Genomic DNA, 14316 nt, shown 5'->3' on the forward strand with positions numbered 1-14316 from the left:
GCAGGCCCGTTTCCACCGCCGCGCGGCTTCGTCCGCGACCCCGTCCGCGAGCCGCGCGGACTTGCCTGTGACCACTGGGTGTGACCTGATCGGTGTACACCCTCTTTCGCCATCACGCTGCGTGCGGGACGCTCGCAGTCGGGCCCCGCGCAGCAAGCACCGAGGAGGCAACAAGTGGTCGACGCACATCGGACGTTCGTCATCGTCGGCGGAGGACTGGCAGGAGCCAAGGCGGCCGAGACGCTCCGGGCGGAGGGTTTCAGCGGCCGGGTGATCCTCCTCGGCGATGAACGCGATCATCCGTACGAACGGCCGCCGCTCTCCAAGGGCTATCTGTGCGGCAAGGAGGAGCGGGACAGCGTCTTCGTCCACGAGACCGCCTGGTACGCGGGCGCCGACATCGAGCTCCACCTGGGCCAGCCCGTCACCGCCCTCGACCGGCATGCCCGCTCCGTCCAGCTCGGCGACGGCACCGTCGTCCACTACGACAAGCTGCTGCTCGCCACCGGGGCCGAGCCGCGCCGCCTGCCCATTCCGGGTACGGACCTGGCCGGTGTCCACCATCTGCGCCGGCTGGCCCACGCCGACCGGCTGCGCAACGTACTGACCACCCTCGGCCGCGACAACGGCCACCTCGTGATCGCCGGGGCGGGCTGGATCGGCCTGGAGGTCGCGGCGGCGGCGCGCGGGTACGGCGCCGAGGTCACCGTCGTCGATCCGGAGCCGACCCCGTTGCACCATGTCCTCGGCCCCGAGCTCGGCCAGATCTTCACCGATCTGCACACCGACCACGGGGTCCGCTTCCACTTCGGCGTCCGCCTCACCGAGATCATCGGCCAGGACGGCCTGGTCCTCGCGGTCCGCACCGACGACGGCGAGGAGCACCCCGCCCACGACGTGCTCGCGGCGATCGGTGCCGCTCCCCGTACCGCACTGGCCGAAGCCGCTGGGCTCGCCATGGCCGCGCGCAAGGACGGCGGAGGCATCGCCGTCGACGCCTCCCTGCGTACCTCCGACCCGCACATCTTCGCGGCCGGTGACGTCGCCAACGTGGCCCATCCGCTGCTCGGCATCCGGCTGCGCGTGGACCACTGGGCGAACGCGCTGAACAGCGGCCCGGCGGCGGCCCTCGCCATGCTCGGCAAGGAGGTCGGCTACGACCGGGTGCCGTACTTCTTCTCCGACCAGTACGACCTCGGTCTCGAATACTCGGGCTGGGCGCCTCCGGGCAGCTACGACCAGGTGGTCATCCGCGGCGACGCGGGAAAGCGCGAGTTCATCGCCTTCTGGCTGAAGGACCGCCGGGTGCTGGCCGGGATGAACGTCAACGTGTGGGACGTCACCGAGGACGTGCAGCAGCTGGTCCGGTCCGGTCGGCAGATCGATCCGGACGCGCTGGCGGACCCGTCGGTACCACTGGCCGCCCTGAGCTGACCCCCGCAACCGGGCCGGACCGCGCCGGGCGGGCCGGGACCGGACGACGCCGGCCGCCTCGTCGGTGGTCCCGGACGGGAGCGTCCGGCCGTACCGCACGCGGCGGGCGCCCTCGTTCCCGGGTTCCCCGGATCACATCGGCACGCGGCACGGCTGTCGTACCCCACCCGTAGACTTCACCCGTGGCAGGCAGGATCAATGACGACGACGTGAAGGCGGTGCGGGACGCGGTCCCGATCGACGCCGTCGTTTCCGAGTATCTCCAGCTGCGCAACGCGGGCGGTGGCAACCTCAAGGGGCTCTGCCCCTTCCACGACGAGAAGTCCCCCTCCTTCCAGGTCAGCCCGAGCAAGGGTCTCTTCCACTGCTTCGGCTGCCAGGAGGGCGGTGACACGATCGCCTTCGTGATGAAGATCGACCATCTCTCGTTCTCCGAGACGGTCGAGCGGCTCGCCGCCAAGGCGGGCATCACCCTGCGCTACGAGGAGGGCGGGTACAACCCCTCCCACCAGCGCGGTGAGCGCATCCGGCTGGTCGAGGCACACAAGGTGGCCGCCCAGTTCTATGTCGAGCAGCTGGACAGCCCCGAGGCGGAGATCGGCCGCAAGTTCCTCGCCGAGCGCGGCTTCGACCAGGCGGCGGCCGCCCATTTCGGTGTCGGCTACAGCCCGGCGGGCTGGGACCACCTCACCCGCTATCTGCGCGGCAAGGGCTTCAGCGACAAGGAGCTGATCACCTCCGGCCTCTCCCAGGACGGCAGGCGCGGCCCGATCGACCGCTTCCGCGGCCGGCTGATGTGGCCGATCAGCGACACCTCCGGCGATGTCGTCGGCTTCGGCGCCCGCAAGCTGCGTGACGACGACAACGGACCGAAGTACCTCAACACCCCCGAGACCGCGATCTACAAGAAGTCCCAGGTGCTGTACGGCATCGACCTGGCGAAGAAGGACATCGCGAAGGCCAGCAGGGCCGTGGTCGTCGAGGGTTACACCGACGTCATGGCCTGCCATCTCGCCGGGATCACCACGGCCATCGCCACCTGCGGCACGGCCTTCGGCGGCGACCACATCAAGATCCTGCGCCGCCTCCTGATGGACAACGGCAGCGCCCGGGTGATCTTCACCTTCGACGGTGACGCGGCCGGGCAGAAGGCCGCCCTGCGCGCCTTCGAGGACGACCAGAAGTTCGCCGCCGAGACGTACATCGCGATCGCCCCGGACAACATGGACCCGTGCGATCTGCGCCTGGTCAAGGGCGACGAGGCCGTTCGCGACCTGGTCGAACCCCGTACCCCGCTCTTCGAGTTCGCGCTCCGGCAGATCGTCGGCCGGTACGACCTGGAGACCCCGGCGGGCCGCGGCGCCGCGCTCGACGAGGCGGCGCCCGTCGTCGCCCGGATCAAGAACAGCTCCTCGCAGCACGAGGTGGCCGTCCAGCTGGCCGGCATGCTCGGCATCCTGGACACCCAGTTCGTGGTCAAGCGCGTCGGCCAGCTCGCCCGCTGGGCCCGCGAGCGGGGCGACCAGCGGGGCGCCGCGCAGGCCCCGCCCCGCGGCGGCCCCCGGCACGAGCAGGTCCAGGCGCCGACCGCCCCCTCCGGCCCCGCCCTCAACCTCCGCAGCCCCGCCCACCGCACCGAGCGTGAGCTGCTGAAGCTCGCCCTGCAGAAGCCCGTGCTCGTCTCACCGGCCTTCGACGCCTACGGGGTCGACGAGTTCACCGCCCCGCCGTACGCCAGGGTCCGGCAGTGCATCGCGGAGGCGGGCGGCGCCGAGATGGGCGTTCCCGAGACCCGCGAGTACCTGGTCCAGGTCCTGGACGCGGCCCCCGACGACACGGTGCGCAACCTGGTCACCGAGCTGGCCGTCGAGGTCTTCCACGGCAAGAGCATCGACGAGACCTACGCGGGCATGCAGCTCGTCCAGGTCCGGCTGCGCGCCGTCGACCGCCGGATCAACGACGTCCAGGGCAGCCTCGCCCGCCTCGGCAGCAATGTGGCCCCCGACCAGCTGGCCGCCGCGCAGAACGAGGTCTGGGTTCTCCAGCAGTACGCCGAGTCGCTGCGCAACAACGGCGCCGACGCGCTCTGAGAGCCTGTCGGGTGGCCTCCGACCGGGCGGCCACGCCCCGGTACGCAGGCTTCCCGCGTTGTCGTCGGTCGCCGACGCTCCTTCCCCGAGCTCTCAGCCGCGTTCGAGCAGGGGAGACCCCGTCCGACTCCCTCCTCAGCCTTGGAATCGCACGCACCGGACCGCGTCCGCCGTCCGGTCCGAGGTCACCCGACAGGCTCTGAGCCGGGGGCCGGGCGAGGCTTCGGCGGCGCCGCGGTGACGGCGCACCGGGCGCGTCCGGCCGTCGCCGCGTCATCCGTCGCCGGGCGGGCTCGAAATTCCCGCCCCGCCCCGTCCGCGTAACCGCCCGGTCACGGACCGGACTCAGAAAGTCCCCGCACGCCCCTCGTGGCAGCGAGGCGTCTTCCCCCACACTGGGGGCGGCGCCTGAGTCATCGGAGCGCGGCCGGTCCACCGGACCGTGGTCCGCCATCCCCGCGATCCGGCAGCGATCACCTGGAGGTCGCCCCCGTGCAGACCCGGACCCTGACCGAAACCGAGCATGTCTCGGCCATCCCCGCGCAGAACCGGGCCGTGCGTCATCCGGAGGCCGTGGTGGAGCCGCAGAAACCGTCCGACCCCCCCGACCCGCCCGAGGCACTCATGGAGGAGCCACCGGAGGCGCCCGACCCCCCGGAGCCGCGGGGCCGACCGGAGACGGCCGGTCCGTCCTCCGATCTCTTCCGCCAGTATCTGCGGGAGATCGGCCGGATCCCGCTGCTCACCGCCGCCGACGAGGTGGAGCTCGCCCGCCGGGTCGAGGCGGGGCTCTTCGCCGAGGAACGGCTCGCGAGCACTCCGGACCCGGACAGCCGACTGGCCGTCGACCTGGACCGGTTGGTGGTCATGGGGCGGATGGCGAAGCGCCGGCTCATCGAGGCCAACCTCCGCCTCGTCGTCTCCGTCGCCAAACGCTATGTCGGCCGCGGGCTGACCATGCTCGATCTGGTCCAGGAGGGAAACCTCGGACTCATCAGGGCGGTCGAGAAGTTCGACTACGCCCGGGGTTACAAGTTCTCGACGTACGCGACCTGGTGGATCCGTCAGGCCATGTCCCGCGCCCTCGCCGACCAAGCGCGGACCATACGGGTCCCGGTCCATGTCGTCGAACTCATCAACCGTGTCGTACGGGTCCAGCGCCGGATGCTCCAGGAGCGTGGCTACGAGCCGACACCCGAGGAGGTCGCCGACCAGCTCGACCTCACCGCGGAGCGGGTCGGTGAGGTCCTGCGGCTCGCCCAGGAACCCGTCTCGCTGCACGCCCCGGTCGGCGAGGAGGAGGACGTCGCGCTCGGCGATCTGATCGAGGACGGCGATGCCGCGTCCCCGGTCGAGTCCGCCGCGTTCCTGCTGCTGCGCGAACATCTGGAAGCGGTGCTCTCCACCCTCAACGAGCGTGAGCGCAAGGTGGTCCAGCTGCGCTACGGGCTGGCCGACGGGCGGCCCCGCACACTTGAGGAGATCGGCAGGATCTTCGGCGTGACACGCGAACGCATCCGCCAGATCGAGTCCAAGACGCTCAGCAAGCTGCGGGACCACGCCTTCGCCGACCAGCTGCGCGGCTACCTCGACTGACCGGGCACCGTGGACGGACGGGCCGGCTCCGCGGAGCCGTCGCCCGGGAGCGGACGGTCCGTCACCCGCTGTCACCCGAAGGGCGCCGTGGCGGCCACCGCCCCTACCGGCCCCCGGCGGCCGACGGGTTCGCGGTCGGCCCCGGACGAGAGGGGCCCGTACCGCCGACCGGCGCTACGGGCCCCGTCACGTGCCGCGCTCGCGTCAGTCGACCTCGGCGACCGCCTGCGCGAACTGCGCCGAATACAGCCGGGCGTACGCGCCCTCGGCATCCAGCAACTCGTCGTGCGTGCCCTGTTCGACAATCGAGCCGTTCTCCATCACCAGGATGACGTCGGCGTCCCGGATGGTGGAGAGCCGGTGCGCGATCACAAAGCTCGTACGGCCGTGTGCCAGGCGCGCCATCGCCTTCTGGATCAGCACCTCGGTACGGGTGTCGACGGAGCTCGTCGCCTCGTCGAGCACGAGTATCACCGGGTCGGACAGGAACGCCCGCGCGATGGTGATGAGCTGCTTCTCGCCCGCGCTGACACCGGAGCCCTCGTCGTCGATCACCGTGTCGTAACCGTCCGGCAGGGTACGGATGAAGCGGTCGGCGTGGGCCGCCTTCGCCGCCTCCTCGATCTCCTCCCGGCCGACCTCGCGCGAAGCGCCGTACGCGATGTTCTCCGCGATGGACCCGCCGAACAGCCAGGTGTCCTGGAGGACCATGCCGATCCCCGCGCGCAGGTCGTCGCGCGACATGTTCGTCACGTCGACCCCGTCGAGGGTGATCCGGCCGCCCGTCACCTCGTAGAACCGCATCAGCAGATTGACGAGCGTGGTCTTGCCGGCGCCGGTCGGGCCGACGATGGCGACCGTGTGACCCGGCTCGACGTTCAGCGACAGGTTCTCGATGAGCGGCTTCTCCGGGTCGTAACGGAACGACACCTTCTCCAGCGAGACGCTGCCCCGCAGCTCCTCGGGGCGCTCGCCCGTGCCCGGAGCGGGGTCGGCTCCCTGCTCCTCGGCGTCCAGCAGCTCGAAGATCCGCTCGGCCGAGGCGACACCCGACTGCACCAGGTTCGCCATCGAGGCGACCTGGGTCAGCGGCATCGAGAACTGCCGCGAGTACTGGATGAACGCCTGCACATCACCGATCGACAGCGATCCCGAAGCGACCCGCAGACCACCGACGACGGCGATCAGGACATAGTTCAGGTTGGAGACGAACATCATCAGCGGCTGCATGATCCCGCTGTTGAACTGCGCCTTGAAGCCCGCCTCGTACAGCGCTTCGTTCTGCTCGGCGAAGTCCTTGGCGGACTCCTCCTGCCGGCCGAAGACCTTCACCAGGGTGTGCCCGGTGTACATCTCCTCGATATGGGCGTTGAGCTTGCCCGTCACCTTCCACTGCTGCACGAACTGCGGCTGCGACCGCTTGCCGACCTTCGCGGCCACGAAGACCGACAGCGGCACCGTCACCAGCGCGACCAGCGCCAGCAGCGGCGAGACCCAGAACATCACGATCAGCACGCCGACGATGGTGAGCAGGGAGTTGATGAGCTGACCCAACGTCTGCTGCATCGTCTGGGAGATGTTGTCGATGTCGTTCGTCGCCCGGCTGAGCACCTCGCCGCGCTTGGCCCGGTCGAAGTAGGACAGCGGCAGCCGCGAGAGCTTCGTCTGGATGTCCTCACGCAGCTGGAACACGACCCGGTTGATGATCCGGATCGACAGCCGGGTGGCCACCAGCATGAGCAGCCCCGCACCGACATAGACCGCCAGCGCCACCAGCAGGACGTCTCCCACCGCGCCGAAGTCGATGCCGTGACCGGGGACGAAGTCCACCCCGGACAGCATGTCGGCGAGGCCGCTGTTGGTCTTGCGCAGGCCCTCCACGGCCTGTTCCTTCGTCGTGCCCTCGGGCATCCGCCGGCCGATGACCCCGGCGAACACCAGGTCGGTCGCCCTGCCGAGGATCTTCGGCCCGACCACCGACAGCCCGACGCTCAGCACGCAGGCCGCGAGCATCGCGTACAGCGAGGTCCTCTCCGTGGCGAAGCGCTTCAGCAGCCGCTTCGAGGATCCCTTGAAGTCCATGGACCGGTCGGTCGGAGCCCCGCCCGCCATCATGCGTCCGCCAGGCCCGGCCATTACGCGGCCTCCGCTTCCGTCAGCTGGGAGAGCACGATCTCCCGATATGTTTCATTGCCGTCCATCAGCTCGTGATGGGTGCCGGAGCCGACGACCCGGCCCTCGTCCAGCACCAGGATGCGGTCGGCGTCACGGATGGTGGACACCCGCTGGGCCACGATCACCACGGTCGCCTCGGCCGTCTCCCGCGAGAGCGCCCCGCGCAGCGCGGCATCGGTCGCGTAGTCGAGCGCGGAGAACGAGTCGTCGAAGAGATAGATCTCCGGCCGCTGCACCAGCGTCCTGGCGATCGACAGACGCTGGCGCTGCCCGCCGGAGACATTGGTGCCGCCCTGCGCGATCGGCGCGTGCAGGCCGTGCTCCAGCTCCTCGACGAACTCCTTGGCCTGCGCGACCTCCAGCGCGTGCCACAGCTCCTCGTCGGTGGCGTCCGGGTTTCCGTACCGAAGATTCGTCGCCACCGTCCCGGAGAACAGATACGGCTTCTGCGGAACGAGACTCACGGTCTTCGCCAGCAGCGCCGGGTCCAGCGTCCGTACGTCCGTGCCGTCGACCAGCACCTGACCGTCCGTCACGTCGAACAGGCGCGGTACGAGCCCGAGCAGTGTCGACTTCCCGCTGCCCGTCGACCCGATGATCGCGGTGGTCTCGCCGGGACGGGCCACCAGGTCCACCGACCGCAGCACCGGCTCCTCGGCGCCCGGGTAGCGGAAGTCCGCGCCGCGGACCTCCAGATGGCCGTGGGCGCGCAGTTCGCGGACCGGCTCGACGGGCGGAACCACGCTCGACTCGGTCTCCAGGACCTCCTGGACGCGCTCGGCGCAGACCTCGGCGCGCGGCACCATCATGAACATGAAGGTGGCCATCATGACCGACATGACGATCTGCATCAGGTAGGCGAGGAACGCGGTCAGTGCGCCGATCTCCATGCCGCCGCTGTCGATGCGGTGGGCGCCGAACCAGACCACGGCGATCGACGACACGTTCACGACCGTCATCACGGTGGGGAACATCAGCGCCATCAGCCGGCCGGTGGACAGCGCCACATCGGTCAGCTCGTTGTTGGCGCCGCGGAAGCGTTCCTCCTCGTAGCGGTCGCGGACGAACGCGCGGATGACCCGGTTGCCGGTGATCTGCTCGCGCAGCACCCGGTTCACGGTGTCGACCCGCTCCTGCATGGTGCGGAACAGCGGCCGCATCCGCTTGACGATCAGGCTCACCGCGATGCCGAGCACCGGTACCACCGCGAGCAGTACCGCCGACAGCTGGACGTCCTGGCCGAGCGCCATGATGATGCCGCCGACACACATGATCGGCGCCGACACCATCAGCGTGAACGTCATCAGCACCAGCATCTGGATCTGCTGGACGTCATTGGTCGTCCGCGTGATCAGCGAGGGAGCGCCGAACCGTCCGACCTCACGTGCCGAGAACGACTGCACCCGGTCGAAGACCGACGCCCGGACATCACGGCCGAGGGCGGAGGCGGTGCGGGCGCCGTAGTAGACGGCCCCGATGTTGCAGAGCACCTGGGCGATGCTGACGGCGATCATGATGCCGCCGAACTCGAGGATGTACCCCGTGTCCCCCTTGACGACACCGTTGTCGATGATGTCGGCGTTCAGGGTGGGCAGATAGAGGGTGGCGCAGGTCTGCAGGAGTTGGAGGAGGACGAGCAGCAGGATGGGTTTCTTGTACGGACCGAGATAGGCCCGCAGTAGTTTTATGAGCACGCGTGTCTCTCGGAGTCGGCAGAGGTCGGGAGTCGACCCATTTTCCGGCACCGCACGCTGCGACCGCGAACGTTTTTATTCAAGACCGAGTAAAAAAACAGACCGAGTACATGTGCTGCGGAGCGGCCTCCGTCAGGCGTACCCGGTCGGGTCACCCAGGGTGTGCGGATCAGGGCGCGGAGTCGAACGCCCCCGGATGGATCTGGTCGCGTGTCGCCACGTACTGCTGGCGCACCGCCTGCCCGACCGCCAGCTCCTCGCCCGGCTCCAGGACCTGCGCCGCGGCCCCCTGCCAGGCCGGGGGAGTGTGCGGATCGGCCGTCCCCTGCGAGACCCCCAGCGCCCACGCCGCCTGCCGGGCCGCGCCCAGCGCCGCGTACTCGGCGGGCTGCGGCACGACCACCTGCGTGCCGAACAGTGCGGGCGCGAGCCCCTGCGCGGCGGGCAGCTCGGCCGCCGCTCCCAGCAGGAACACCCGCCGCACCTCCACGCCGCGTCCGCGCAGCACATCGAGCGCGTCGGCCAGCGAGCACAGCATCCCCTCGAACGCCGCCCGCGCCAGATGCTCCGGCTTCATCGACTCGCGCCGCAGCCCGCACAGCGTCCCGGCCGCGTGCGGCAGGTGCGGGGTGCGCTCGCCCTCCAGATACGGCAGGAGCACGAGCCCGGAGGCGCCCGGCGTCGACTTCAGCGCCAGCGCGGACAGCTCCTCCAGCCCCTCCGCACCCAGCATCTCGGCGGTCCCGCGCAGCGCGCGCACCGCGTTCGACGTGTGCACCACCGGCAGATGCATCCCGGTCGCGTCCGCGAACGAGGTGATCATTCCGTTCGGATCGGAGAGCGCCTCGTGGTGCACCGCCATGACCGAACCCGAAGCGCCCAGCGACACCACCGCGTCGCCGACGCCGACCCCCAGCCCGAAAGCCGCCGCCATCGTCTCGCCGGTCCCCGCGGAGATCAGCAGCCCCTCGGGCGTCGTCCCGGCCGTGTCGGAGGGGCCGAGCACCTCGGGCAGCGCGGCCTGGTGGCCGAGTGCGAGCTCCACCAGGTCGGGCCGGTAGGCGCCGCTGTCCGCCGACCAGTAACCGGTGCCGGACGCGGCACCCCGGTCGGTGGTCCGCCGGACCGGCCGCCCCAGCAACTGCCACACCAGCCAGTCGTGCGGCTGCAGCACCGAGGCCACGCGCCGGGCCGCCTCCGGCTCGGTCCGCGCCAGCCAGCGCAGCTTCGACACCGGCTGCGCGGCCTGCGGCACCGCGCCGACCGCCTCGGCCCAGGGCTGCCGCCCGCCGAGCGCGTCGATCAGGTCGGCGGCGGCGGCCTGGGCCCGCTTGTCGTTGCCCAGCAGCGCCGGACGTACGAGATTGCCCTGGTGGTCGAGCGGCACCAGACCGTGCTGCTGCGCGGAGACGCCGATGGCCTGCACGCCTTCGAGCAGCCCGTCGGTGGCGGCCTCACCCAGCGAGAGCAGCCATGCCTGCGGGTCGACCTCGGTGGCCTTCGCCTCGACGGGGTGTGCGGCGTACCCCCGGCGCAGCACGGCGCCCGTGTCCGTATCGCAGACCACGATGTGGGTGAAGGCGGAAGAACTGTCCAAGCCGGCGACTATGCCCATGCCCAAGATTCTGCCGCACCGCCGGAGCTTTTCCGTACCGGTGGTGCGGCAGTGGGCGGACGGGTCCGGCGTCCCGGCGGGGCGCGGTGCCGGGCCCGTGGGCCCGGCAGGATCCGGAGGAGGTCCTATGTGTTGCTGGTGCCCCAGTCGTCCTCGCCGTTGCGGCCGCGGTCCCGCAGGGAGCGCATCCGGTCGGTCACCGAGGCGGGCACCTTCTCGCCGACCTTGTCGCTCACCGCGCGGTACGCCTTGCCGGCCAGGTCACGGCTGCTCTGTGCCGCGGACTCGGCGGTGTTGCGCACGGCCGGATTCTGGGCGAACTGACGTGCGGACTTCTTCATCTGTTCGTAGCGCTCGCGCCCGGCCCGCGTGCCGATCACGTATCCGAGAGCCAGTCCGGCGATGAACGTGAGCCGGTACCGCATGGCTGCCACCCTTCCTTGCTCAGTGCGACGCTCAGTCTGACGTGTGCTGCCCGCCTGCCCGCGGGCACCCGGGATCACCCCCGGGCGATACCGATTGGCAAAGCACCCCCCTGCTTGCGCTAATGTATGTGTCGCAGCGAACGCGCGCCGCCCGGCAGAGCCAGGCAGGTAGTGTTCGTTGCAAACGCAGCAATCCCCTGTAGCTCAATTGGCAGAGCAGCCGGCTGTTAACCGGCAGGTTACTGGTTCGAGTCCAGTCGGGGGAGCGCGATCCCCTGTAGCTCAATTGGCAGAGCATTCGGCTGTTAACCGGAGGGTTACTGGTTCGAGTCCAGTCGGGGGAGCGGAACGGAAGAGGACCCTGCGGGGTCCTTTTTCGCGTGCCCGCGGCTGCCCGTCTCCGTGGTGCGGGTGGGGTTCACGTGACTCTTTCGCGTGTACTTCGCGCCATCCGGAACCGGGCAGGGGGCGATGCGGTCTTCATGGTCAGGTGAAGCCGACCATCCGCAGCGAGAGATCGTATGACCGGCTATGCTGCGGCAGACGGCGCGCACACTTGTACGCGCCACGCCGAAAAGGGGCGGTAGCTCAGCCGGTTAGAGCAGCGGACTCATAATCCGTCGGCCGTGGGTTCGAGTCCCACCCGCCCCACTGCCGCTGATCCGGCAGAAACGTTATGACCTGCGCGTACGCAGGGGATCGGGCCCTCATGGATTCCATGGGGGCCCTCATCATGGCCCTGGAGCGGCATCAAGTGGCCGTGCCGCGTCCCGGCGGGTCGTCAGCCCGGCCCCTCACGCCGTCAGGACGTGTGCGGGCGGCCTCGATTGTGTGCGACGGGCATGGACGCAAGGCATCGCCGCGGCCCCGTCGCCCGCATCCGTCACACGAGGAATCTGCCCTCCTTCTGGCGAGATGTCCGTGTAGTCACTCATGACAACGCTCCGGAGGTTTGCGGTATTTCGTGAGTTTTATCCGGATTGCGGCTTGTACGACTTGTTGGCCGTTGAGGGTCGTCGTAATGTCGGAAGTGCCGCAGCAGGAACAAGGAGCGGCACAGCGACATCCTCCAAAGGAGGCGAAGATGAAGGTTCGCAACATCTTCGACCACGGTGGCAGGGGCCGCGGCGGACGCGGCGGACGTGGCGGACGCGGCGACTTCGGACGCGGCGGCCGCGGCGGACGTGGCTTCTTCGGACGCGGCGACTTCGGACGCGGCGGACGCGGCGGACGCGGTGGCGGCTACGGCGGCTACGGCGGGGGCTACTACTGACCCGACACCCCTGACTCCAACCCCCAAATGGGGCCGACCCGTGCCCGGGCGCGGGTCGGCCCCGCAGTTTGGGGTCCACGCCTATGGAGATGGTCCATAGTCCGAGCACCTCTGTGACGTGACGCCCATGCGCCTGCGCAGCTCGCTCCCGGGCCCAGTGCCCCCCGAGGAGACTTCTCAGGAGTCGGTGACGGACGTACCGATCCGCACCGACCCCATCAGCGTTCTGGTGGCGTTCCGGCGCTTCTGGCCTCTGACCAGGGGTGACCGGCGCTGGCTCGTTCTCATCCTCCTGTGTGCCGTCCTGGCGGCCATCGCCGAGACCATCACCGTTCTGCTCTTTGCCGAACTCACCGACTCCGCTCTGCAGAAGGGCTCGGTCAGCGCCTTCTGGAAACCCGCCGGTCAGTGGCTCGCCGTGGCGGTCATCGGCGCGGTGGTGGGATATCTGGGCCACTCGGTCGCGGCCTGGGTCGCCGAACGGTTCGTGCTGCGCCTGCGGGCCCGTGTCTTCGGCCATCTCCAGACGCTCCCGCCGCACTTCTACCAACGCAATCGCCGGGGTGACCTGGTGGAGCGGCTGACGGGTGACGTGGAGGCCATCGAGGCACTCGTGGTCTCCGGCATCGTCGGGGCGGCCTCGGCCCTGTTCAGCACGCTCTTCTACGCCGCCGCCGCTCTGTGGCTGCGCTGGGACCTGGCTCTCGCCACCTTCGTGATGGTGCCGCTCTTCTGGTTCACGACCCGTCGATTCGCCGGCCCGCTGCGCGCGGTCTCCCGACGGGGCCGCGCGGCGGACGGTGCCATCACGGCGGTGGTCGAGGAGACCTTGGTCAACGTCGTCATGACCCAGGCGTACAACCGGCAGCAGGACGAGGAGGCGCGGCTCCTCGGCAAGGCGCGTATCCGGCTGAAGACGGCGGTGAAGGCCGTCCGCCTCACCGAGTTCTACGAGCAACTGGTCGAAGTTCTCGAAACGTTGTGCGTCCTGACCATCATCGGCCTGGGGGCGTGGGAGATCGCCGCAGGACGGATGACCCTCGGGCAGCTCCTGGCCTTCGCCGCCTTCATCGGCTACCTCTATCCGCCGATCCGCTCCCTGGGCCAGTTCGGTCTGACGGCCACCGCCGCGACCGCGGGAGCCGAACGGCTGCTGGAGATCCTCGACGCCCGGCCCGCCGTCACCGATCCGGCCGCCTCCGTGCCCGCCCCGCCCCGCAGTCGCGCACTCGGCGAGGTGGAGGTGAGAGAGGTCCTCTTCCACTACCCCGACAGCACCGAACCGGTGCTCCGGGACGTCTCGTTCACCGCGAGCCCGGGGGAGCTGCTGGTCATCACCGGTCCCAGCGGAGCGGGTAAGTCCACCCTGGCGGCCCTGCTGCTGAGGTTCTACGACCCGGACTCCGGCAGCATCCGGCTGGACGGTGTGCCGGTGGACCGGCTGCCGCTGACCCACCTGCGCCGCAACATCACGCTGCTGCCCCAGGACACGCTCGTCCTGCACGACACCATCGAGGAGAACATCGGTTGCGGGCGTACCGATGTGAGCCACCGTGACGTCGTGGAGGCCGCGAAGGCGGCCGACGCCCACGAGTTCATCCGCACCTTGCCGGAGGGATATGACACAGTCATCTCCACGGGCACCTCACGGCTGTCCGGGGGCCAGCTGCAGCGCATCGCGATCGCCCGCGCCATGCTGCGCGACGCACCCGTCCTCCTCCTGGACGAACCCACCACCGGACTGGACAGACTGGCCGCGCAGCGGATCGTGGCCCCGCTGCGGCGTCTCGCCGAAGGGCGCACCACCATCGTGATCACACACGATCTGGCCCTCGCCGCGGACGCCGACCGCATCCTGGTGCTGGACGAGGGACGCCTGGTGGAGTCGGGCACGCACACCCAACTCCTGGGCCGGAAGGGGCTGTACGCCACTCTGTTCGAGCGCCGTGCCCAACCTGCGAACGGCACGGTGTACCAGCCCGTCCGCCCGACGGGAATCCACTGGCGGTAGCCG

General features: G+C 69.9%; 9 protein-coding genes and 3 tRNA genes. 8 read left to right on the forward strand and 4 right to left on the reverse strand.

The window, feature by feature from the left end; all coding sequences use genetic code 11:
* Window positions 1–174 precede the first annotated feature (174 nt).
* The 3 genes from ACIQCZ_RS09500 to ACIQCZ_RS09510 all read left to right on the forward strand — a co-directional run bounded on the left by ACIQCZ_RS09500 (window position 175) and on the right by ACIQCZ_RS09510 (window position 5120).
* A complete protein-coding gene (locus ACIQCZ_RS09500; protein ID WP_402280995.1) occupies window positions 175–1434 on the forward strand; it encodes an NAD(P)/FAD-dependent oxidoreductase in 1260 nt (419 codons plus the stop codon).
* 182 nt (window positions 1435–1616) lie between these two features.
* Window positions 1617–3524 (forward strand): DNA primase, encoded by a 1908-nt coding sequence (gene dnaG / locus ACIQCZ_RS09505; RefSeq protein WP_376271411.1) that lies wholly within the window; start codon window positions 1617–1619, stop codon window positions 3522–3524.
* A 492-nt stretch (window positions 3525–4016) separates the two neighbouring features.
* Window positions 4017–5120, forward strand: a complete 1104-nt coding sequence (locus ACIQCZ_RS09510) for an RNA polymerase sigma factor (protein ID WP_402280997.1) — start codon at window positions 4017–4019, stop codon at window positions 5118–5120.
* A gap of 204 nt (window positions 5121–5324) precedes the next feature.
* Here ACIQCZ_RS09510 and ACIQCZ_RS09515 read toward each other — a convergent pair whose 3' ends face one another.
* From ACIQCZ_RS09515 to ACIQCZ_RS09530, 4 genes are all read right to left on the reverse strand, one after another.
* Complete coding sequence (locus ACIQCZ_RS09515) at window positions 5325–7256, reverse strand: ABC transporter ATP-binding protein (RefSeq protein ID WP_402280998.1); 1932 nt, start codon at window positions 7254–7256, stop codon at window positions 5325–5327.
* A complete protein-coding gene (locus tag ACIQCZ_RS09520; protein ID WP_351075662.1) occupies window positions 7256–8989 on the reverse strand; it encodes an ABC transporter ATP-binding protein in 1734 nt (577 codons plus the stop codon). Before ACIQCZ_RS09520 ends, ACIQCZ_RS09515 begins: the two co-directional genes overlap by 1 nt.
* A 169-nt stretch (window positions 8990–9158) precedes the next feature.
* Complete coding sequence (locus ACIQCZ_RS09525; protein WP_402281000.1) at window positions 9159–10604, reverse strand: FGGY family carbohydrate kinase; 1446 nt, start codon at window positions 10602–10604, stop codon at window positions 9159–9161.
* A gap of 125 nt (window positions 10605–10729) precedes the next feature.
* Complete coding sequence (locus ACIQCZ_RS09530) at window positions 10730–11029, reverse strand: YtxH domain-containing protein (protein ID WP_376216979.1); 300 nt, start codon at window positions 11027–11029, stop codon at window positions 10730–10732.
* Between the two features lie 193 nt (window positions 11030–11222).
* On the opposite strand from ACIQCZ_RS09530, the gene ACIQCZ_RS09535 reads away from it, so the two are divergent.
* The 5 genes from ACIQCZ_RS09535 to ACIQCZ_RS09555 all read left to right on the forward strand — a co-directional run bounded on the left by ACIQCZ_RS09535 (window position 11223) and on the right by ACIQCZ_RS09555 (window position 14313).
* Window positions 11223–11295, forward strand: a tRNA-Asn gene (locus ACIQCZ_RS09535).
* A gap of 5 nt (window positions 11296–11300) precedes the next feature.
* Window positions 11301–11373 (forward strand) — tRNA-Asn (locus tag ACIQCZ_RS09540).
* A gap of 233 nt (window positions 11374–11606) precedes the next feature.
* Window positions 11607–11680, forward strand: a tRNA-Ile gene (locus ACIQCZ_RS09545).
* Between the two features lie 433 nt (window positions 11681–12113).
* Window positions 12114–12302 carry a hypothetical protein gene (locus ACIQCZ_RS09550; RefSeq protein WP_402281002.1) on the forward strand — a complete coding sequence of 63 codons (189 nt, stop codon included), beginning with the start codon at window positions 12114–12116 and terminating at the stop codon, window positions 12300–12302.
* Window positions 12303–12429: 127 nt separating this feature from the next.
* A complete protein-coding gene (locus ACIQCZ_RS09555; RefSeq protein ID WP_402281003.1) occupies window positions 12430–14313 on the forward strand; it encodes an ABC transporter ATP-binding protein in 1884 nt (627 codons plus the stop codon).
* Window positions 14314–14316: the final 3 nt, after the last annotated feature.

The organism is Streptomyces sp. NPDC093149 (assembly GCF_044754145.1).
GTDB lineage: Bacteria > Actinomycetota > Actinomycetes > Streptomycetales > Streptomycetaceae > Streptomyces.

Coding starts and splice junctions, on each gene's coding strand:
- ACIQCZ_RS09555 (WP_402281003.1), top strand. CDS start 12,430: ATGCGCCTGCGCAGCTCGCTCCCGGGCCCAGTGCCCCCCGAGGAGACT.
- ACIQCZ_RS09550 (WP_402281002.1), top strand. CDS start 12,114: ATGAAGGTTCGCAACATCTTCGACCACGGTGGCAGGGGCCGCGGCGGA.
- ACIQCZ_RS09530 (WP_376216979.1), bottom strand. CDS start 11,029: ATGCGGTACCGGCTCACGTTCATCGCCGGACTGGCTCTCGGATACGTG.
- ACIQCZ_RS09515 (WP_402280998.1), bottom strand. CDS start 7,256: ATGGCCGGGCCTGGCGGACGCATGATGGCGGGCGGGGCTCCGACCGAC.
- ACIQCZ_RS09525 (WP_402281000.1), bottom strand. CDS start 10,604: ATGGGCATAGTCGCCGGCTTGGACAGTTCTTCCGCCTTCACCCACATC.